This window comes from Niabella hirudinis (assembly GCF_051201075.1).
Lineage (GTDB): Bacteria > Bacteroidota > Bacteroidia > Chitinophagales > Chitinophagaceae > Niabella > Niabella hirudinis.
On record NZ_JBPEHJ010000002.1, the window covers coordinates 288,559 to 306,626 of the forward strand.

Annotated in this window: 18 protein-coding genes; 6 read left to right on the forward strand and 12 right to left on the reverse strand. The window is 46.5% G+C overall.

Annotated elements, in window-relative coordinates; genetic code table 11:
* Positions 1 to 23: 23 nt before the first annotated feature.
* The 5 genes from GGU45_RS04670 to GGU45_RS04690 all read right to left on the reverse strand — a co-directional run bounded on the left by GGU45_RS04670 (position 24) and on the right by GGU45_RS04690 (position 4,748).
* Positions 24 to 983: a hypothetical protein gene (locus GGU45_RS04670; protein WP_435222457.1), complete on the reverse strand. Its 960-nt coding sequence runs from the start codon at positions 981 to 983 to the stop codon at positions 24 to 26.
* Positions 980 to 2,860 (reverse strand): hypothetical protein, encoded by a 1,881-nt coding sequence (locus GGU45_RS04675; protein ID WP_435222459.1) that lies wholly within the window; start codon positions 2,858 to 2,860, stop codon positions 980 to 982. The genes GGU45_RS04670 and GGU45_RS04675 overlap by 4 nt, the downstream gene beginning before the upstream one ends.
* 9 nt (positions 2,861 to 2,869) lie before the next feature.
* Positions 2,870 to 3,313: a GPW/gp25 family protein gene (locus GGU45_RS04680; RefSeq protein WP_435222461.1), complete on the reverse strand. Its 444-nt coding sequence runs from the start codon at positions 3,311 to 3,313 to the stop codon at positions 2,870 to 2,872.
* Positions 3,314 to 3,517: 204 nt separating this feature from the next.
* Positions 3,518 to 4,333: a J domain-containing protein gene (locus GGU45_RS04685; RefSeq protein WP_435222462.1), complete on the reverse strand. Its 816-nt coding sequence runs from the start codon at positions 4,331 to 4,333 to the stop codon at positions 3,518 to 3,520.
* Position 4,334: 1 nt separating this feature from the next.
* On the reverse strand, positions 4,335 to 4,748 hold the full coding sequence (locus tag GGU45_RS04690; protein WP_435222463.1) for a hypothetical protein: 414 nt from the start codon (positions 4,746 to 4,748) through the stop codon (positions 4,335 to 4,337).
* A 117-nt stretch (positions 4,749 to 4,865) separates the two neighbouring features.
* Here GGU45_RS04690 and GGU45_RS04695 point away from each other — a divergent pair, with 117 nt between their 5' ends.
* Positions 4,866 to 5,615 carry an XRE family transcriptional regulator gene (locus tag GGU45_RS04695; RefSeq protein WP_435222465.1) on the forward strand — a complete coding sequence of 250 codons (750 nt, stop codon included), beginning with the start codon at positions 4,866 to 4,868 and terminating at the stop codon, positions 5,613 to 5,615.
* Between the two features lie 14 nt (positions 5,616 to 5,629).
* Here the strand turns inward: GGU45_RS04695 and arfB are convergent, their stop codons facing one another.
* Positions 5,630 to 6,031 (reverse strand): alternative ribosome rescue aminoacyl-tRNA hydrolase ArfB, encoded by a 402-nt coding sequence (gene arfB, locus GGU45_RS04700; RefSeq protein WP_435222467.1) that lies wholly within the window; start codon positions 6,029 to 6,031, stop codon positions 5,630 to 5,632.
* A 95-nt stretch (positions 6,032 to 6,126) separates the two neighbouring features.
* Between arfB and dtd the strand changes: the two genes are divergently transcribed.
* Genes dtd through GGU45_RS04715 form a run of 3 tightly spaced genes read left to right on the forward strand, consistent with a single transcriptional unit; the run spans position 6,127 to position 7,960 of the window.
* Positions 6,127 to 6,579, forward strand: coding sequence for a D-aminoacyl-tRNA deacylase (gene dtd, locus GGU45_RS04705; RefSeq protein ID WP_435222468.1), 453 nt, complete (start codon positions 6,127 to 6,129; stop codon positions 6,577 to 6,579).
* A gap of 7 nt (positions 6,580 to 6,586) precedes the next feature.
* On the forward strand, positions 6,587 to 6,922 hold the full coding sequence (locus GGU45_RS04710; protein ID WP_435222470.1) for a nucleotide pyrophosphohydrolase: 336 nt from the start codon (positions 6,587 to 6,589) through the stop codon (positions 6,920 to 6,922).
* Positions 6,923 to 6,925: 3 nt separating this feature from the next.
* Positions 6,926 to 7,960, forward strand: a complete 1,035-nt coding sequence (locus tag GGU45_RS04715; RefSeq protein ID WP_435222472.1) for a YihY/virulence factor BrkB family protein — start codon at positions 6,926 to 6,928, stop codon at positions 7,958 to 7,960.
* A 267-nt stretch (positions 7,961 to 8,227) separates the two neighbouring features.
* Here GGU45_RS04715 and GGU45_RS04720 read toward each other — a convergent pair whose 3' ends face one another.
* The 3 genes from GGU45_RS04720 to recG all read right to left on the reverse strand — a co-directional run bounded on the left by GGU45_RS04720 (position 8,228) and on the right by recG (position 12,657).
* On the reverse strand, positions 8,228 to 8,896 hold the full coding sequence (locus GGU45_RS04720; protein WP_435222474.1) for a hypothetical protein: 669 nt from the start codon (positions 8,894 to 8,896) through the stop codon (positions 8,228 to 8,230).
* Between the two features lie 137 nt (positions 8,897 to 9,033).
* Complete coding sequence (locus tag GGU45_RS04725; RefSeq protein ID WP_435222476.1) at positions 9,034 to 10,446, reverse strand: FAD-binding oxidoreductase; 1,413 nt, start codon at positions 10,444 to 10,446, stop codon at positions 9,034 to 9,036.
* A 120-nt stretch (positions 10,447 to 10,566) separates the two neighbouring features.
* Complete coding sequence (gene recG / locus GGU45_RS04730) at positions 10,567 to 12,657, reverse strand: ATP-dependent DNA helicase RecG (RefSeq protein WP_435222478.1); 2,091 nt, start codon at positions 12,655 to 12,657, stop codon at positions 10,567 to 10,569.
* Between the two features lie 86 nt (positions 12,658 to 12,743).
* Between recG and GGU45_RS04735 the strand changes: the two genes are divergently transcribed.
* A complete protein-coding gene (locus tag GGU45_RS04735; protein ID WP_435222479.1) occupies positions 12,744 to 12,917 on the forward strand; it encodes a hypothetical protein in 174 nt (57 codons plus the stop codon).
* Between the two features lie 34 nt (positions 12,918 to 12,951).
* Here GGU45_RS04735 and GGU45_RS04740 read toward each other — a convergent pair whose 3' ends face one another.
* Both GGU45_RS04740 and GGU45_RS04745 read right to left on the reverse strand, forming a co-directional pair.
* Positions 12,952 to 14,451: a lipopolysaccharide biosynthesis protein gene (locus GGU45_RS04740; RefSeq protein ID WP_435222481.1), complete on the reverse strand. Its 1,500-nt coding sequence runs from the start codon at positions 14,449 to 14,451 to the stop codon at positions 12,952 to 12,954.
* Positions 14,452 to 14,624: 173 nt separating this feature from the next.
* The gene (locus GGU45_RS04745) at positions 14,625 to 16,214 is read right to left on the reverse strand and encodes a lipopolysaccharide biosynthesis protein (protein WP_435222483.1); all 1,590 of its coding nucleotides are present in this window, start codon (positions 16,212 to 16,214) and stop codon (positions 14,625 to 14,627) included.
* A 45-nt stretch (positions 16,215 to 16,259) separates the two neighbouring features.
* On the opposite strand from GGU45_RS04745, the gene GGU45_RS04750 reads away from it, so the two are divergent.
* The gene (locus GGU45_RS04750) at positions 16,260 to 16,865 is read left to right on the forward strand and encodes a hypothetical protein (RefSeq protein ID WP_435222485.1); all 606 of its coding nucleotides are present in this window, start codon (positions 16,260 to 16,262) and stop codon (positions 16,863 to 16,865) included.
* Positions 16,866 to 16,871: 6 nt separating this feature from the next.
* On the opposite strand, the gene GGU45_RS04755 is transcribed toward GGU45_RS04750, so the two are convergent.
* Positions 16,872 to 18,032, reverse strand: coding sequence for a type 1 periplasmic-binding domain-containing protein (locus GGU45_RS04755; RefSeq protein WP_435222487.1), 1,161 nt, complete (start codon positions 18,030 to 18,032; stop codon positions 16,872 to 16,874).
* Between the last annotated feature and the right edge of the window lie 36 nt (positions 18,033 to 18,068).

The window sequence follows — 18,068 nt, forward strand, 5'->3', positions numbered from 1 at the left end:
TTGTTCCTTAATTAAAAAACCGTTTACATAACCGATGAATACCCCAGGATTACTTCGCTGCCGGCATCAAAAGACATGCCCTCTGTTTGATGCTCAACGAGGATCTCTATCTCTATATCCGCTTCCACCGGTGCAAAATAATCATTGAAGGTCCGGATGAGGATGTCCTTATCCTTATTATTAATAAAATCACTCACTTTGCCGTTTTGCAACGGGCCGATCTTATATTGCAGCACGGGGTAATCTTCCATAAACTCCGATCCGCAAACCATATAATCACCCAGGGGCTGTGCTCCCAAACCTGCGCCACTGCCCAATCCCCCGGCATCATCTACCCGGATCACCCCGGCTTCTTTCCGGACGATCTGTACCGGCTCATTCAAAAGCGCCTTCAGACAGGATTCCATCACAGGCAGGTCACCGCTGATCTGGTGTGCATAGGGCAATAACAGCAAAAATGAAGCCGCTTCATGCTGCTTAAGCGATGAAGGCAGATCCCAAAAATCAAGAAAATATTTTGTCAGTATCTTACTTTTCAAAACATCCAGCAAATTAACCTCTTCCCGCTCCAGCATCAACTGCTGGTAAAAAAACTCGTTCTCAAAAGGCTGAAAGAATTTGCGGGTTTCATTTTCCCTGGCAAGGTTTTTCTTGTACCGGTCAATCATCTCGGCCACACCGGCACGCTCGCGAAATTCGCTGGTTTCGGGCTGATGAAACAAAGCTTCAGGCAGCATATCATAAAAGCCGGGCCGCGACAATCCTATTTCCACAAAAGTCCGGTACCAGTTATCTTCTATTACAGCTGTGTGATAAATATCCTTTACAAAGTCCCTGTAAAAGTATCCGTTGTTATGTGTTACATAGCCTTGCAGAGGGAAACCGTTATCCAGTGCATGATTCAACAGCACTTCCGCTTTTACATCGGCATCGCGCTCCTGCATCCATTTGGACAAATAATATATTTTTTCTTCTTTTTTCATTTGTCAGATACCGCCTTAATGAATACACGATAAGGAATAAATGCCATGGAACGTTCGGCCAACTCCAGCGCCAGTTCTTTTTCCCACTGCACGACTTCTCCTTTTTCCTGGGCCTCTATGAATGCCTTGCGTTTTATGGTAATCGTGACATCAATCGTTTTCATAAAGCCCTTGGTCGTCTCTGCAGAAATCATAAACCCTTTGTCTACATTTACCGCCTCCACCGCCGCTCCCAGGAATAGCCGGCAATACAACGCCATATCATTGCGGCTCATAATGCGATCCTTGGACAGGAGCGCATATTTATATGCCACCACGGCATCTGCCTGGTTTAACCGGTTCCTGCCGCTTTGCGTATTGGTGAGCAAAAACACGGAGGAGTGATTGACCGACCCGGTCTTGTAAGGTTGCATGCGGGTACCCGGCCGCAGGCCGTTGGCCGCATAGCCATTGGTGCTCCAGTACTGGATGTATAAAAACCTGGAGCTGGTTTGCCTGGGATTGCGCACCATCAGGTACGGTGTATATGCAGACTGGTTGGAAGTTGTATCTCCTACCAGCTGTTCAATTTTTGCGATGGATTGTTGCAGGCTTTTGATCTCCTGCGAAATGAGGTCTTTGCCCAGTTTTGAAAAAGCGGCGCTTTCATCCCTGAGCAACTGCACCAGGTTTTCCACCACAACAGTGGCATCGCGTTCATCAAAACGGCCGGCGCCTCCGTTGCGCAAAAGGACATTAATCTTCTGATGCTCTTCTTCGGTGTTCTGACGGATGTGCAAAAAACGGCCGCTTTCATCGGTGATCTCCGCCAGATCGTAAAACTGATCGGCATCTGTAAGCAGGGGAATTACATTGATCATTTCCTGGATGCGGTAGGTGATCTCATGCAGCCTCCGGTTCACCACAGGAAAACAGTTGGCAAATACGCTTACATCTTCCAGCATGGAGCTGGTAATATTTTCGGGGAAGATGATCCGGATCCAGCAGAGCGGTTCACGCACCGCCTGGAGTGTTTTGCCGGCAAATACTTCGTTCAATTCGGCCGGGATCCCTTTTTCCGCGACAGTGTACTGCTGCATTGCGGGATCTTTAATACTGATAAAGGCTTCTTCATACAGTTCGTTCACCAATTTAATATAGCGGGATGTGGCACTGGCCTCCTGCCGGATCAGCTGCGCGGCATACCAGTCGGGGTTGGTGTTGGCGGCTACATTATAACCCCGCTGCGTATGAATGGGGTGTTGCCCGTTCACCGCCCAGCCGGCACTTTTCAGCTGGTTGTAAAATACGTTTTTATTAACCTCGCTCCGGTATTGGAAATAAAACTGCGTATGGTTCAGATCCAGCTGCTGCTGATCCAGGGCAATCCAGAGCGTAGACGCCGGCAGCCATTGCTGCTCTTCAGCCAGCCCGATCAGCTCCTTGGTAACTCCTCCGGGGTACCGGTAGAGTTTATTTCCGGTAGCAGCGTACCGCACACGCGACTTATTAATGATAAAATTATCGGTGGGTGTAAAAAAGATATCGGTGCTTTTGGGAGCCTCTTCACTGCTGTTCGGGGTACTCCGGGTAATGAAGAATTGTTCTTTCACAGACAGGGTGGCACGCTCCTCAATACTGTTGGCGTTCAGAATAGCGGAGGCCAGCCTGGGGCCGGTTAATACATCCGGCGCCAGCAGTTGCACAATCCGGTCCATTACCCGGTTGCGCGAGTGATAGATCTCATTGGAGAGCCGCTCCAGTTCCGCAGCGTTCACCGATAAGAGCAATCCTACCAGCGGATCAAAATTTGATGCCTCCTCCGTTTCGGGATAGCCCCAGATTTTCGCTGCATTTTGCAGCATCCTGTTTCGGATATGTTCCCTGCTTTCGTTCATCTGTTCGGTTTAATTATATGCCAGCGGGCTGATGAAGAATCCGTCCCGGTAGGTTATCGGTTCATTGGTTGCCGTAATGACCGCTGTAATGGTAAACGCTAACTTTCTTTTCATACCCGGATCCCTGACGCCGAAAGGTGTTTCTTCCTGCTGCACCTGCATTTCGATCCGGACCTTCTCGATCCTCTTTTCGAACCGGGCAATGGTGGTACCCAGCGAAAGCAATATTTTTTCCTTCTGCTTGTTCCGGTACGATACGTTGTCAAAATCCTCCTCCCACAACCTGTTCCCAAACTGTTCATCACTCAGCAGCTCGCCAAAGGCAGTTGTCAGCATCAGGTGCAAATGATGCGCAATAGACTCCTTGAGTGCGCATTTTTTCATTTCCTTTTTGCCCACAATCTTCCCCAGTTCCAGGGGTAATTGATAATACTGGTGTAACATGCCCGACATCAGATGGATGGTAGTGACTTGTGATTTAGATATTGCGATTTGCCAGGCTCAAAAGATATTTTCTTGATAGGTAAACACGCGGCAGAGCTTCCTCTTCCTGAAGCAAATATGATTTTTTTTTTTATACTTTCCCAGTTTTGTCCAAGGTTTTTAAAAAATCACCGGTTCCGGTAATCCCTTCAGTCAAACTGAAACAAATAAGTTCTATTCATTATAAGACTGTAGCTCATCCGCTCTTATCCAACCGGAAAGCTTATAATCTGGGTTCGCTATGCTTTGAAACACAGCATAGTAGAAGCTCCTGTATTTTTTAGACACCTGGATCTTATTCCCCTTTGTGAGGTATTCATTGGTGCGCACCTGGTTCTGCGGATCTTTGTAAAAGTAAGCCCTGTCTGCAGCTACAATAAATTCTCCGGTAATGTCGTTTACCGTACCCTCCGGAACTGCGGCTACCTTCTCTTTTGACGAACCGGCAGCGATCCAAATCACCGAAGCGGCGATCACCAGCAGGCAAAGGGCCATCAGCGGCGTCCGGTAACTTTTTTTTACAGGATCTTGCGGCGCCATTAGTTTACAGGCCTTCTCCGCTTTAAGATAATCCTGTTTTGCTACAATATAAGCAGGCAGTTCTTCCCGGATCAGGACCAGGGCGGAGGCATGGGTATCTTCTTCGGGGTTTTCGGGGGCAGGATCTGCTGCGGACGCCTCTCCCTGTGTTGCTGCCTCCGCGGGTTCCCCCGCAGCAGTTTCGGCTGTTGCCGGCTCCCGAAAACTTCTTTTTGCCGCCTGCCGGTGCTCGTCATAAACCTGGTCATATTCCGCGCGCAGCTGCGGGTTGCTCAACACTTCAAAAGCTTCAATAATTTTTTTTGACCAATCCTCAAAATATACATCCCCTACATTTTTATCGGGATGAAATTTCAGGATCAGTTTCCGGTATGCCGTCTTGATCTGTTCGTCTGTTGCCGAGCGCGGCACACCCAGCATTTCATAAAAATTTTTTAATGTTCCTGCCATATCAGTTGTCTTTCCAGCCCTGTACTTTGTTATCAGAAATCTGCACTTCCATATTGTTTTTCCCCGTTCCACTGTTTTCATGAGGATAGATCCAGATGGCCTCCGGTTCGCCATCGCCCGCCTGTTCCATTATTGCCGCAGGATGCCCCCAGGCCATTAATAACAGTTCAGCAGGCATGCCCACCGTTATTTCCCCTTCCCGGATCTCCATGATATACTTTTTACCGATCTGTTTACCGATGATATCAAAAAGACGATGCTCGAGCCCCTCATATACGGTCCGGACCTGAGCCAGATTTACACGGGCCTGTTCTGTTGCAGCTTTTTGATCTGCGGCTTTATGCGGCCGGTTCAGTAAAAGAAAAACAAGTGTTCCTGCGGCAAGGGCGATCAGGATGATAGGCAAAAGGAGCATAGGGCTTGCAGATGATTACAGATTAACATTGTGTTGATTCAAAGATAAAGGCAATGGGCGAAAAAAAAATTTTTATTTTGTCAAAATATTTAGTATTTTGCACTAAAATAATTAGCCATGTCAATTGCCAATAAAAATCTGAAGTACCTGAGAAAGCTCAGGGGGTTGACGCAGGATGAGTTTGCCGGCAAACTCAACATCAAACGATCCCTGCTGGGCGCTTATGAAGAGGGACGGGCAGAGCCCAGGCTGGAAGTATTGGAGGTAGTCTGTGATCTTTTCAAATTAACACTGGATGATCTTTTACGAAAGGATCTGAGTGAACACACCGATAATTACCTGGCCCGGCGGCGCGCCCTGAAGATGTCCGATACTTCGGCCCGGATTCCATTTGTGCCTGTAAAAGCCGCAGCAGGTTACCTGAATGGCTATGCCGACCATGAGTTTATTGATGAGCTGAACACTTTTACCCTTCCAATGGTATCGGGTGGTAATTACCGGGCTTTTGAAATTGCCGGGGATTCGATGCTACCTACGCCAAGCGGTTCCATCATTGTAGGTGAAAAAGTAGAAGCGCTGGATCATGTAAGGAACAACACCGCCTGCATCGTAGTATCCAAAAACGATGGCATCGTTTATAAACGCATCCAGCGGAATGGAAAAACCAGGAACAAACTGATGCTGTTAAGCGATAACCCAACCTTCCAGCCTTACTCCATAAGCTCTGAAGATGTATTGGAAATGTGGGAGGCCCAGTTTATCATTTCTAAAACCAATACCATGCAAAGCTGGAATGTGGGTCAGCTGGTCAATATTGTTGCCGACCTGCAGCAGGAGGTTGCCGGTATGAAAAAGAAGATGAACTAAAAACCGCTAAAACTCTAATACTCATCCCGCCGCAGTTTTTTGCGGCCAGACTTAAGCTCGCCTTTTCGTTTTTTGTTGTCAATCCGCCGGGCTACCGCGGCCTTTGATATTTTTGTAGCAATACGTGCTTTCTTTTTGCGAAGCGCAACCGTAATCAGCTCATTGATCTTTTGAACGGCAGCTGCTTTGTTCTCCAGTTGTGTCCGGTGCTCCTGTGATTTTACCTGAAGGTAACCCTCCGACTGAATCCGGTTGGCCAGCTTAGCCAACACCATCTCCTTCTGGTCTTCAGAAAGCAGCACAGAACTTTGAACATGAAACGATGCGATCACCGCCGTTTCCACCTTATTTACATTTTGTCCGCCTTTTCCCCCACTCCTGGTTGCCTGGAATAACAGCTCTTTTGAAACGTCCATTTTCTTTATCTTATCGCTGATAAAACTACTGTATAATTATAAATTAGCCCGGATTCATCTTTTGTATTCCTATTTTTGAAGGAAGAACCAGGAATATGAAAGTTGTGATTCAAAGAGTATTGGAAGCACGCGTACGCATTGATGGCACTATTTTTTCAGCAATTGAAAAGGGATTGCTGGTGCTGCTGGGTATTGAGGATGCAGATACTGCCGATGACATTAGCTGGCTGAGTTCAAAAATTACCCAACTGAGGATCTTTGATGATGAAGAAGGGGTAATGAACCAGTCTGTAAAAGATGTGAAGGGTGCGCTACTGCTGGTAAGCCAGTTTACCCTGCACGCATCCACAAAAAAGGGCAATCGCCCATCCTATATCAGGGCCAGCAAGCCCGATATAGCCATCCCCCTTTACGAAAAAATGATCCGGCAACTGGAAAGCGATCTTGGAACAACCATTAAAACCGGTGTTTTTGGAGCCGACATGAAGGTGCAGCTTATTAACGATGGGCCGGTTACCATTATCATTGACTCAAAAAATAAAGAATAGGATCAATATGACAATAGATGAAGCACAACGCACCGTGGATCACTGGATCCAAACCGTAGGTGTCCGCTATTTCAGCGAGCTTACCAATATGGCCATTCTTACAGAAGAACTGGGAGAACTTTCGCGCCATATAGCCCGGATCTACGGCGACCAGTCGTACCGGAAAGCAGCGGACGAAAAAAATGCCCGGGAACTGATGACCGATGAAATGGCTGATGTATTATGGGTACTGATCTGCCTGGCCAACCAGACCGGCACCGATCTGACAAAAGCGCTGGAAAAAAATTTTGAAAAAAAGAATATCAGAGATGCCGACAGACATTTGAACAACAAAAAATTGTAGCGAATGGCGTTAAAATCGACCTGGACCATTATCAGGCAAACCCTTGAAGAAACCTTTACCAACCGTGTTTTTAAATTAAGCGCGGCCCTGGCTTATTACACAATCTTTTCTCTTCCAGGGCTGCTGATCGTAATCATCTGGATCGGCGATAGTTTTTTTGCCGATGCCTTGTTAAGCCATAGTGCCCATGCCGATGTAAAGAACAGCCTGCACATCCAGATCGAAGGTTTTATCGGGAAACCCTATGCAGACCAGATATGGCAAACCATTGATAACGCCGCACGCTTCCCGAACAAAACCTTTGCAAAAGTAATCGGGATCCTTACCCTGGTATTTGGAGCTACGGGGGTCTTCGCAGAAATTCAGGACTCCATTAATATGATCTGGCGTTTAAAAGCCCGCCCAAAAAAAGGAAAGGGATGGTTAAAATTATTATTAGACCGTTTGATGTCCTTTTCTGTTGTGGTAACGCTGGGCTTTCTTCTACTGGTATCCCTGATGATTAACGGGCTGATGGAGCTGCTTACCAGCCAGCTTACACGCATTATCCCCGATTCACAGCGGGTAGTGGCTTATATCTCCAACCTGGCCATCACGTTTTTGATCACCTCTGTTCTATTCGGTATGATCTTTAAAGTATTGCCGGATGCAAAAATAAAATGGCGGGCGGTAAGAGCCGGCGCTTTTGTAACCACGCTTCTTTTCATGGCGGGTAAGTTTCTGATCAGTTACTATCTGGGGCATAATAAAATGACATCAGCATACGGTGCGGCCGGCTCTGTAATTGTTATTCTGCTGTGGGTATACTACTCTGCTATTATACTTTATATTGGCGCGGTATTTACCCGGGTTTATGCCATCCACAACGGCATGAACATCTACCCCAGTCAATATGCCGTTTGGGTAGAGCACGTGGAGGTTGAAAATAAAGACTCCATCCAAAACCTGCACCAGGATCCTGTTGTAGCAAAATCAGCAGAAGAGCACCGGCTGGAGAACGTCTACACCGGTGAACATACGCACCGGAAAGAAGAATAGTTGAGGTTTGAGATTTGAGCCCAAAATCCCGAAGACCGTCAAATGAGAACGCGTGGAAATTTGAAAATGAAGATCCGGCAGCTGCCCATGCTCCTCCCCCGGATCAGGATCCTTTTTCTATTTCCTGAAACGGGAGAAGTTGATTTGAACAACTATCGCATTCAGCCTTTAAACCAACCGCACAACCATTAAAACTCATTGTACAACCGGTCACCAGGTATGAAAACATTTTAATCGAACTTGAAACATCAAAACCTGGAACTTCTCTTAATACCGGCCGTAGCGGCCCTGAAACAAGCCCACATTAACACCGGCGCGTATTACCGGTAATATCCGTACCCGTTCGTCAGCGGTATTGGGATATACAACATCCACATAAGGACTATTGCGATTCTTCAATACATCTGCCAAAATAGACAGGTAGAAAAAGGTAGTGCCTCCCTTAATTCTTCCAGTAGAGTAGCCTCCTCCCAGCAAAAGAGAGGGGGCATTGGCTGAAAACGAGCCTGGGGCATACATATTGCTCTCCGGTTTGGGAGTATACTTTTGGTTCGTAAAGTTCTGTTCAAACTGCGCCTGCAAAAATAAAAAAGGAATCGGATAGGCCCGGACAAATGCACCTGGCCCCCAAACGTGTTGGCGGTACTTATCATTGGGTTCATAGTAATCTCTTGTGCCATTGAATACATAGTTCAGCACCACGCCCCCGTCAAAATAATCGTTAATTTTATATCCCAGTACCGGGCTTACCCCCAGCACGCTCCCACCGGAATAAAAAGAAGCCGTTACACCACCTCCTGTAAAAAGATTTTCTTTCTTAAATCCCTTTTCTTCGGGCTGATCTTCATTGGCATTCCGCACTTTAACCGGTTCGTCCTGCGCCCGGGAGGCGATGATTAGCAGGAGCGCCGAGGCGATGCAAAATATTTTTTTCATCTGTCTGTTTTTTTGATTTTTATTGGTCAGATGGAATTCGACATAAAAATTATCATCGTTTTGGGTATCAATTACTCAATAATTTTTATGGTTTATTTCATGCGTTTTTTTTAATGTTTTTTGGCGCGGGTAGCCCATTATGCCTGCGCATCAAAGATTTTTCCGGCGTTTAAAATATTATTGGGATCAAATGCTTTTTTAATGTCGCGCATCAGCTGGATCTGGCGTTCTTCAAATACAATATCCATATAGGATTTCTGAATCAGTCCGATACCATGTTCGCCGCTGATGGTTCCGCCCAGGCTTTTTACCAGTTGAAATAGTTCCCGCAATGCCGCATTCATTTCCGGATCATTAAAACTGTTTTTATTGCCTTCTTTTTTTATGCGTACATGCAGGTTGCCATCACCGGCGTGTCCATAGCAAACCGCATGAAAATGATGCTTCTGTCCCAGTTCCTTTACACCTTTGATCAGCTTTGGAAGCTCCGCGCGTGGCACCACCGTATCTTCCTCAATGGTGTACCCCGATGATTTAACGGCTTCAGCAGTCCTCCGGCGCAGTTTCCACAACTCATCTTTTTGCTGGGCATCATCTGCAAAGAAAAGCTCACCAGCCTCATATTGCTCCAGCAACACGGCAATCTGTTCCATTTCCTGCATCAAGACATCCTGGTTATTTCCGTCTACTTCTACAATAAGGTGGGCAGCTATTTCGTCATTCACCGGCACGGCATAGCTGTCTACCATCCGGCTTACAATCTTCAGGGCGTCTATCTCCACCAATTCCAGTGCGCTGGGGTTAAATCCGGCCCTGAAAATAGCACTTACAGCTTCACTTGCTTTTTCAAGAGAGGCAAAAGGAGCCAGCATCAGTAGGTCATACTTAGGCAGGGGGATCAGTTTCAACACAATTTTTGTAACCACCGCCAGTGTTCCCTCACTGCCCACCAGCAATTGTGTGAAGTTGTAACCGGTCACGTTTTTCAACACATTAGCACCGGTCCATATTATTTCCCCGGTGGGCAGCACGGCCTCCAGGTTGAGCACATAATCTTTTACCACTCCATATTTCACAGCTTTGGGGCCGCCGCTGTTCTCTGCAATATTGCCACCAATAAAACAGGTTCCGCGACTACTGGGGTCCGGGGGGTAAAACAGCCCTTTTTCTTTTACCGCATTTTGCAGCACTTCCGTGATCACTCCCGGTTCTGTGGTTACCTGCAGGTTCCGTTCATCAATGTCCAGGATCCTGTTCAAACGCTCTGTTGAAAGTACCACGCCTCCTAAATGAGCCAGGGCGCCACCACTCAACCCTGTGCCGCCACCCCGCGGGGTAACAGGGATCAGGTCCCGGTTGCAGATCTTAAACAATTCCGAAACTTCTGCTGTGCTTCCGGGCTTTACCACTACTTCCGGCACAAAATGAAGGGTTTCGGTTTCATCATGCGCATAAAATTCCAGTGATTCTGTATCTACAATTACGTGGGCGGCTCCAACGATCTGCTTAAACGCCTCAATATGCTCCGCCGTGATCTTTTTGTCTGCCATTATTCTTTTTTACAAACAGTCTATAAATTTAGGAGGCGTAAAATTCGGGGAAATTTGGGAAAGGAAAAAATGATATAGCGCTCAACTGTTAGTGACGGATTACACTAACGATTGATAGCTTTAAGAAATCTTGCTCCACGCCGTTTTTCCTTTCTGTGAACGCAGAAATGCTCTTAGGACCTCATGTTCTGGCAATGAGAGGTCGGGATCTTCCTTCAAAAGCTGCTCACACTGTTGTTTTGCGGCTTCCACCATTGCCCGGTCGTTGACGATGTCCACCAATTTAAAGCTCAGGGCACCGCTTTGCCGGGTGCCTTCGATTTCTCCCGGTCCCCGCAGCTCCAGGTCTTTTTCGGCAATAACAAAGCCGTTGCTGGTTGCGGTCATGATCTTCATCCGTTCCCGGGCCTCATTTCCCAGTTTTTTACCGGTAAGCAGAATACAGTAGCTTTTTTCAGCGCCTCTGCCAACCCGGCCCCGCAGCTGGTGCAACTGCGATAACCCGAATTTTTCTGAGCTTTCGATCAGCATTACCGAAGCATTGGGCACATTCACCCCCACCTCAATCACGGTGGTTGACACCATGATCTGGGTGTTGTGCGTTACAAACCTTCGCATATTTTCGTCTTTCTGATGGGCCGGCATTTTTCCATGCACCATACTGATCCAGTACTGCGGTTCGGGAAAATAGGTCTTTATCTCGTCATAACCCTGCATCAGGTTTTCGTAATCCAGTTTTTCGCTTTCTTCAATCAGGGGAAAAATGATGTAGATCTGCCGACCCAGGGCGATCTCTGCCTTCAGAAAATCCATTACCACGCTGCGGTCATTTTCATACCGGTGCACTGTCTGTATCGGCTTCCGCCCGGGCGGCAATTCATCAATGACGCTGTAATCCAGGTCGCCATAGGCCGTCATGGCCAGCGTACGGGGAATGGGAGTAGCGGTCATCACCAGCACATGTGGCGGAATGGGTGCCTTATCCCAGAGCCTTGCCCGCTGGGCCACGCCAAAGCGGTGCTGTTCATCGATAATCACCAGGCCCAGGTTATGAAATTGCACCGGATCTTCGATCACGGCGTGGGTGCCCACAAGGATATGAATTTCCCCGGCTGCAAGCCGCTCCAATAGCAGCCGGCGTTCTTTTGCCCTGGTGGTACCGGTTAAAATGGCTACCTCCACTGGCAGGGGTTCCAGTAATTCGCTGATGCCCTGAAAATGCTGACGCGCCAGGATCTCTGTAGGGGCCATCAGCACTGCCTGGTACCCATTGTCCACCGCCAGCAGCATGTTGAGCAGGGCCACGATGGTTTTACCACTGCCTACATCACCCTGCAGCAGGCGGTTCATTTGTTTACCCCGGCCGGTATCGATGCGGATCTCCTTTAGCACCCGCTTTTGCGCATTTGTTAGCTCAAAAGGCAGACACTCTTTATAAAACCGATTAAACAGGTCGCCCACTTTTTCAAATAGCACTCCCTTTGAAAACCGGTGTCGTTCCCATCGCAGTAAATTCATCCGGAGCTGGGCAAAGAAGATCTCCTCAAATTTCAGCCGGCGCACCGCTGCTTCATACAAGGCTGTAGTCTGAGGGAAATGGATGTTCCGGAACGCCTCAAACCGGGGCATCAGCCGCAGGGCCTCCCGCATTTTCAAAGGCAGGTTTTCCGGAAGGTCCCGCTCCGTAAGATGTACGATAAGTGCCGCTGTCAGTTTCCCGATCTGCCGTCCACCCAGGTTTTTTGCCTTGAGCTTTTCGGTGGAGGGATATACAGGCTCCAGGTAATCTTTTCCCTTTAGCTTTTCCGGATCCCAGGTTTCCATTTCCGGATGCACGATCTGCGGCTTCCCCATAAAAAAGGAAACTTTTCCGTACACCAGGTAGGGCTGGCCGGGCTGAATCACCTTTTGGATGAGACTGATACTTTGAAACCATACCAGTTCCAAAACCCCGGTTTTATCCCTTATCTGGGCTGTAAGACGCCTCCCCCGCCGTTCGCCGATCAACTCAAAGGGTGACAGGATACCTGCTACCTGTACATATTCTTCCCCGGGAGTAATGCTATCAATGGGTGTCACTTTGGTTTTATCCACATGGCGGAACGGATAATGCTGCAACAGGTCGCCGAAGGTGAAAATACCCAGCTCCTTTTGCAGCAGCTCTGCCCGTTGTGGCCCTACTCCTTTGAGATAACCGATCGGGTTGGACAATATGTTGTGATTACCTGAAATAAGACTGCTTTTGACAAAAATAAAAAATATTAAATTCGCTACCAGACCCGATAAGAAAAACAATCATGAACACATTAGATATCTATATTGAAAAGGGAAGAAAAGAAGGCATTGAAAAAGGCAAAGAGCAGGTAGTAAACAACCTGCTGGCAACAGGGAAGTTTTCTGTTTCTGAAATTGCTGCCTTTACCGGAGTTTCCGAAGCCTTTGTAAAAAAGCAATTGCTACCTTCCAAATAGAACGCCTTCAACCACTGCGGTTACCAACGCTTTATTACCGGAGGAATTTTCCGATCAATGGCAGTCGCTGAAATTCTTTTTTTTCAACCCTGAGTATAAACAGGGTGTACAGAAGCAGTAATACAGTAGCCGATCCATAATTAAACCAGGAGCCGGAAATTTTGCTTACCATCCCCCGGTGTATAAAAGACAAAATCACCGCTATAATGATATAGGCACATAGTTTTTTCCATGCATAGGGAACCCTGTATTCTTTCTGTCCCCATATATAGGAAACCACCATCATGGTACCATAAGCCAGGAAGGTGGCCCAGGCACAAGCTATATAACTGTAACGCGGAATAAATACATAGTTGATCACCAGTGTAACCAGGGCCCCGATAAGAGTAATATAAGCCCCGGCAATGGTTTTGTTTCCCAGCTTATACCATATACTGAGATTATAATAAATTCCCACGAACATATTGGCCAATAGCAGGATGGGCACCACTTTTAATCCTACCCACATTTTGGGATTGCGGATAAAATGTTTCCAGATATCAAGATAAAGCATCACCGCAAGGAACATGAGGCAAAGCGTGATCACAAAAAATTTCATCACTCTTGCATAGATCCGGGTAGCATTTTCAGATGAAGATTGTTTAAAGAAAAAGGGTTCCGCCCCCATCCTGAATCCCTGTACCGCCAGTGTGATCAGGATCGACAATTTATAGCAGGCCGAATAAATTCCCACCTGGGCTTTGGCCGCCTGCTCGGTGGCTGCCGGCGCCCACCAACCCAGCATAATACGGTCAAAAGTTTCATTGACCATACCGGCAAACCCAGCCAGGATCAGCGGCATTCCATAAAGCAGCATTTTCCTCCACAACTCTTTACTGATATGCAGCTTAAACCCAAGAAATTCTTTTGAGAGCAATAATAAAGTAATAATGCTTTGTAAAAGATTGGCCACAAAGACATACCCAACAGCCCAATCTTTATTGTAGAAGGTTTTGAGCCAGTGGTGCGGATCTTTTTCCAGAATACCAGGCACAACACCCAGCAATACATAAACCGAAATAAAGTTTACCAGGATGCCCAATATCTTAATGGAAGCAAACTTTTTAGGCCGGCCATCTAATCTCAGTTTAGAAAAGGGGATCGTACTCAATGCATCGAAGCCGATGATCAGCGCCGAAATGGTAATATACTCCGGATGGTGCTCTACCTTAAGAAGCGATGCAATCGGGTATCGAAAGAGAATGAGTACAACCGAGAAAAAAACCGTAGTAAGAATGAGTGACAGACTGGAGGTATTGTATACATCCTTTCGATTATCCTGTTGCGCAAAACGGAAGAAGGCCGTCTCCATACCATAGGTAAATATGATATTCATAAACGGGATGAAGGAGTACACCATACTCATTTCTCCATAGTCTGCTATGGTTAGCAAACCGGTAAGCAATGGAGTGAGCAGGTAATTGATCAATTTTGCTACTATAGAACTACCTCCGTACCAAAGTGTTTGTCCTGCCAGTTGTTTAATGCCGCTCAATGGATCTTTGTATTAGTCAACAAATGTACTGCTCTTCTGCTATACTTCGTCCACGATAAATTTGTGCCCCATTAGTGAGTGGGGGAAGCTTTTTATAGCCAATTGATCAGTACCATCCTTAATATAAATGGTAGTATCTCCCGTTTTTCCCGAAAGATGAGGTCGGCTATTTCCTAATCGATGTATTTTCCTATAACAGGCAGCCTCCGGAATTCTTTCCGCTCTACTTTCAGGATAAAAACAGTAAACAGGGTTAACAATACGGTTGCCGTTCCCAGGTTAAACCAGTGATTATCCCACAGGCAAACCATGCCCCTGTGCGCTGCGTATAACACGATTACAATAATAAGATATGCCAGTAGCTTTTTGCGTGCATAAGGCACCGGGTAATATTTTTGCCCCAGCATATAACTGATGATCATCATTGACAAATAACAGGCAAATGTGGCAATGGCAGCACCCAGGTAATGATATTTTGGAATAAGCCATACATTCAAAACAATGGTTATAACAGCCCCGATAATAGTGATGCCTGCTCCTGTCATATTCCTGTTTGTTAATTTGTACCAGATACTGAGGTTATAATAAATTCCGAGAAAGATATTCCCTAACGCCAGTACGGGTACTACATTCAGCCCCTGTGCCCAGCTTTCGCGGTGAATAGCCTTAAAGAACCAGCTCACCACATCAATGTAAAGGCTGATCGTCAAAAACATAAAACAACAGGCGACTACAAAAAATTTCATGATCCTGGCATAGGTCCTTTGCGCATTTTCGCCTTTTGACTGGTTAAAGAAAAACGGCTCAGCGGCCATGCGGAATGCCTGGATCATAATAGTGATCATGACCGCCAGCCGGAAGATATTACCAAAAATACCCAGCTCATGTTTTGCCTGTGCCGGCGGCAGATCTACCACATGCTGGTAAATGAGGCGGCTCATCATATCATTTACCATGCCGCCCATCCCCACAATGATCAGTGGCAATGCATACTTCATTACCTCCCGCCACAACTTTTTATCAAAATGGAAGCGGATCCGGAGAAATTCTTTTTGCAGCACCAGAAACGTAACAATACTGCCCGCCAGGTTTCCGATGAGGTAATACCCAATGCCGATTTTTTTATTATAAATGGCATTCAGTACACTGTGTGGATGACTATGGAGGTATTGGGGAATGACTGCCAGGAAAAGAATGACGATCACCATCATGGTAAACACTCCCGAAATACAGGCAAATGCATAACGTCGCGGCCTGTTTTCCTGTCGCAGTTTTGCAAAAGCAAGCGTAGCAATGGCATCAAAGAAAATAATGGCCGCCATGTAGTTGACAAACCAGGGGCTTTCCTCCAGGCTTGCCCACACCACTATTTTATGCTTAAAGGTAAACAGGAGTCCCGTAAATAAAACCGTGGAGACCAGCAGCGAAATGGAGAGGGTATTGTACAGCTTCTTTCGATCCACCGTCTGTGAGAACCGGAAATAAGCCGTCTCCAGCCCATAGGTGAACAACACGTTTAAAAAAGGAATGATGGCGTAGATCTGGGTCAGGTCTGCAGTGGAGGCCGGCTGGGCAAAAATTAAAGGGAGTGCCAGATTCATGAGGTAGCCCAGGAATCTTTTCACTATAGTAGGAACACCATACCATAACGTTTGCCCTGCCAGTTGTTTAATGCCGCTCAATGGATCTTCGTATTCGTTAATAAATATGTTGTTCTGCTGCTTAAAGGTATTACCGGGTAAAATTTGGGGTTGGAATGACATCTTTTTACCTTCGCAGCACATCATTCTATAAAAATACAAATTAACATGAAAAAGTTTTCGTTGATTTTGGCTTTGCTTACCCTGACCGGCGCTGCTTCTTTTGCACAAAAAGCTTATGAAGGAAGGATCCGTTATAAAAAAATAGAACAACCTGCGCTTGCAGTGGAATACAGCTACCCCCTGAATGTGGTGGAAAATGCATTAAAGGCCAAAATGGCGGATCTTCGTCTGAAATACAGTGCCAGTAAGGGTTTTATTTCCTATAACAATAGCGTAATCCCTTCAGTCACTCCCTCCGTCCTGGACTATACCTTTAAAACTGTACAATCCGGAACAACCGGAAAAGAGAAAACCATTCTTTATATGATTATGGAGGGCGGCAACAATATTGCCGGCGATGCGGTGGTACTGGCAGCCAACGGCAAGTCCTTCCTGGAAAGCCTGGCACCAATGGTAAAGAAAAGCAATACCGTTTTTCAAATAAAAAAACAGGAAGACCTTCTAATTACGGAAGAAGAAAAACTAAAATCGCTGAAAGATGCATACGAAAAGCTTGACGAAAAAATGAAACTGAACCTGGAAGAACAACGGAAACAATCCCGGATCATTGCTTCTCAGAAAAGCATCCTGGATGATCTTAAAGGGAATTAGCCAGGGTTACCGTACTCTTTTAAATGCGCCGTTGGAATACTCCAGAAAGTACAGCTTTTTGTTTTCGTAATAATCAATCTTGCTGGTCTTGCTTACCGGCTGAATGTCATAATCATAAAACATCCGGTACTCCTTGCTGGCCAGGGCCGCGGCAAGATCATTACCATATTGATTTAACAGACGGCCAAAATGATAGGTAAGATCGTAGGCACGGAAAACCAGGTCCGAAGGCCGGGCATACATCTTTGAATTGTAGTAACTGATAATATTCCGGCTGGTTATATCCAGTTTGGAGCTGTAAAACGGCGTACTATAGACCAGGTCCAGCCCCTTATACTTCGAAAAATTCAGATTATCCCAGGTGGGCATTCCCATTACGGTGATCTGCGGATAGGTTTTACTGAGCCTGGAAAGCTGGTCGAGCAATTTATCGGCAAAGCTATTATCCAGTGACCCGATTACAAACAATGAAGACCGGTCTTTGAAAAGATTGGCTGCTATCTGCGCCGCGGACAACGAGTCCTTTACCTCTGTAAACTTAATATGCATGGCCGTACTCCGGTCCACTTTGTTCAACGTTTCAAAAACAGACCGGAGATAGGTTTCCGAGCTTCCCTTGCGGGTAAGATAAATGACCTGTTGACCGGGATAATTCTTTTTCAGGTAAGCATAGATCTGCTCGCCCTGCGTGGGTAGTGTGGAATTGACGACTACAAAATACGGGTTGTTCCGCACATTGCCGTCATTAGGCACAATGGCATTAATGAGCACCATTTTTCTGGAAGCTGCCAGTTTCGACAGGCGGTCCAGCTCATTGATCGCACAATTGGCGATGATCCACTCCACACCATCGGAGGCGGCTTTATTAAACTGGCTTTCAAGCGTCATTTTTGCCGACTTCGAGTCATAGATATAAATGTCCAGGGGGATGTTCAGCTTAGTAAGCGAGTCGATTGCCATTGCCGCGCCATGATAAAATTCCAGGCCGGGAATGGAGGCCTTTGGAAAAGACTTGTCGCTATAGTTATATGAGCCATCTGCACCAAAAGCATCGTCCAGGTATAACGGTGTAAAAATGGCCATTTTATGGCGCCCGCCGGCGGTTACCTGTGCCATTGCAACGATATCACAAACCGCCAGGAGTACAAATAATGCTATTTTCTTCATAGTTACAAGAATATTAAATCAGTAATCCCGGATCGC

Coding starts and splice junctions, on each gene's coding strand:
- GGU45_RS04690 (WP_435222463.1), bottom strand. CDS start 4,748: ATGCTCCTTTTGCCTATCATCCTGATCGCCCTTGCCGCAGGAACACTT.
- GGU45_RS04680 (WP_435222461.1), bottom strand. CDS start 3,313: ATGTCGGGCATGTTACACCAGTATTATCAATTACCCCTGGAACTGGGG.
- GGU45_RS04670 (WP_435222457.1), bottom strand. CDS start 983: ATGAAAAAAGAAGAAAAAATATATTATTTGTCCAAATGGATGCAGGAG.
- GGU45_RS04720 (WP_435222474.1), bottom strand. CDS start 8,896: ATGAAAAAAATATTTTGCATCGCCTCGGCGCTCCTGCTAATCATCGCC.
- GGU45_RS04695 (WP_435222465.1), top strand. CDS start 4,866: ATGTCAATTGCCAATAAAAATCTGAAGTACCTGAGAAAGCTCAGGGGG.
- GGU45_RS04715 (WP_435222472.1), top strand. CDS start 6,926: ATGGCGTTAAAATCGACCTGGACCATTATCAGGCAAACCCTTGAAGAA.
- GGU45_RS04675 (WP_435222459.1), bottom strand. CDS start 2,860: ATGAACGAAAGCAGGGAACATATCCGAAACAGGATGCTGCAAAATGCA.
- GGU45_RS04725 (WP_435222476.1), bottom strand. CDS start 10,446: ATGGCAGACAAAAAGATCACGGCGGAGCATATTGAGGCGTTTAAGCAG.
- GGU45_RS04685 (WP_435222462.1), bottom strand. CDS start 4,333: ATGGCAGGAACATTAAAAAATTTTTATGAAATGCTGGGTGTGCCGCGC.
- GGU45_RS04735 (WP_435222479.1), top strand. CDS start 12,744: ATGAACACATTAGATATCTATATTGAAAAGGGAAGAAAAGAAGGCATT.
- GGU45_RS04710 (WP_435222470.1), top strand. CDS start 6,587: ATGACAATAGATGAAGCACAACGCACCGTGGATCACTGGATCCAAACC.
- GGU45_RS04750 (WP_435222485.1), top strand. CDS start 16,260: ATGAAAAAGTTTTCGTTGATTTTGGCTTTGCTTACCCTGACCGGCGCT.
- arfB (WP_435222467.1), bottom strand. CDS start 6,031: ATGGACGTTTCAAAAGAGCTGTTATTCCAGGCAACCAGGAGTGGGGGA.
- GGU45_RS04755 (WP_435222487.1), bottom strand. CDS start 18,032: ATGAAGAAAATAGCATTATTTGTACTCCTGGCGGTTTGTGATATCGTT.
- GGU45_RS04745 (WP_435222483.1), bottom strand. CDS start 16,214: ATGTCATTCCAACCCCAAATTTTACCCGGTAATACCTTTAAGCAGCAG.
- dtd (WP_435222468.1), top strand. CDS start 6,127: ATGAAAGTTGTGATTCAAAGAGTATTGGAAGCACGCGTACGCATTGAT.